This is a genomic window from Shewanella benthica KT99 (genome assembly GCF_000172075.1).
Lineage (GTDB): Bacteria > Pseudomonadota > Gammaproteobacteria > Enterobacterales > Shewanellaceae > Shewanella > Shewanella benthica_A.
In genome coordinates, this window is sequence record NZ_ABIC01000101.1 from 1 (window position 1) to 1238 (window position 1238).

Below are 1238 nucleotides of genomic sequence, written 5' to 3' on the forward strand. Positions count from 1 at the left end.
CTCTATCGGTCTGATTTCTGAAGCGCAAGGGCGAGTCAGTAGTATGCTGACGCCGACACACCAAGCTCTGCATCAACACATAAAAAAAGCGTCATTAGTGCATGTTGACGAGACGACGCACAATCGTAATGGTGAAGAGCATACCCGCTGGGTCTGGTTGTTATCGAGTGAGGATGCCGTATTCCAACAGGTGAAATATTTTCGTAATAAGGATGCAGCCAAATCGATATTAGGCGAGCATACCCAAGCGATTGTCGTGAGTGACCAATGTCCCAGCTACAACTGGATTGAGCCCGAACGGCATCAATTTTGCCTTGCCCATGTGCAGCGTAATTTACAACAAATGGCCGATTATTCAGGTAAGGGGCTTACCGCGAGTATCGGCAATCGACTGGTATTGCTATTCAAGTCCGTATTTCGCACTCAACATAGATATGAAGCCGGTGACGTTGACGAAATAATGTGGCGTCGGCGAATGCAACGACTAAGGCGCAATATTAAGCGCTGGCTTGAGTGCGGGGAAAATGTGCCCGCTTCACGCTACTCAGGCCGATGCCGGCATATTCTCAAATATGAGCAAGGTTTATGGGTTTTTCTCAATCACCCAGGGACACCTTTGACCAATAACGAAGCCGAGCGTTGTTTGCGTGGCAGCGTGATCATGCGCAAGATCTGCTATGGCACCAGTTCAGATAGGGGTGAGAAGTTTCGATCTCGGATCCTCTCAGTCGTTGAAACGTGCAAGAAGCGCAAGTTATCCCCGATAACAGTGATCAGCACTATCATTGCGGGCGTGGTGGGTAAATGCGACTACCCAGACGTATTTGGACTAACCTCAGCTTAGTCAATCCCCCTCTGGTGAATGCTTACCTTTGGTTTATGAAGAATCAAGGGCGAAGGTCATAACAATGACGCTCTCTGAGCGAGAGCCATGGATGGCGAACTGGCTCTTAGACAGGATGTTGTTGATGAGGACAGTCCTCCTTTCCCTACTCTTTGTTGCTAGCAGGGAATGGAATTCCACGACCTTCTCGGCCGTAAGGCCGCAAAGAATCAGCAAATGAAATTTGATTTCCTAGATGCCAACTCCAAAATGAACAACCTAAGCTTTCACTAGCTTAGCCAGATCTGCTGGACGGTAATATACCGACTTAAGCACCTTGCCTTGACGTACGATTTTACCCGCCATATCTACATCTTTAGCGCACTTAGCGATGATAAAGTCGCCCTTGGTGCTG

General features: G+C 48.3%; 2 pseudogenes. One reads left to right on the forward strand and one right to left on the reverse strand.

The features are described 5' to 3' along the window. Window positions 1-844: pseudogene (locus KT99_RS19685) on the forward strand (IS66-like element ISSbe3 family transposase); the annotation flags it as partial. A gap of 258 nt (window positions 845-1102) precedes the next feature. Here KT99_RS19685 and KT99_RS19690 read toward each other — a convergent pair. Further along, window positions 1103-1238: pseudogene (locus KT99_RS19690) on the reverse strand (nucleoside triphosphate pyrophosphohydrolase family protein); the annotation flags it as partial.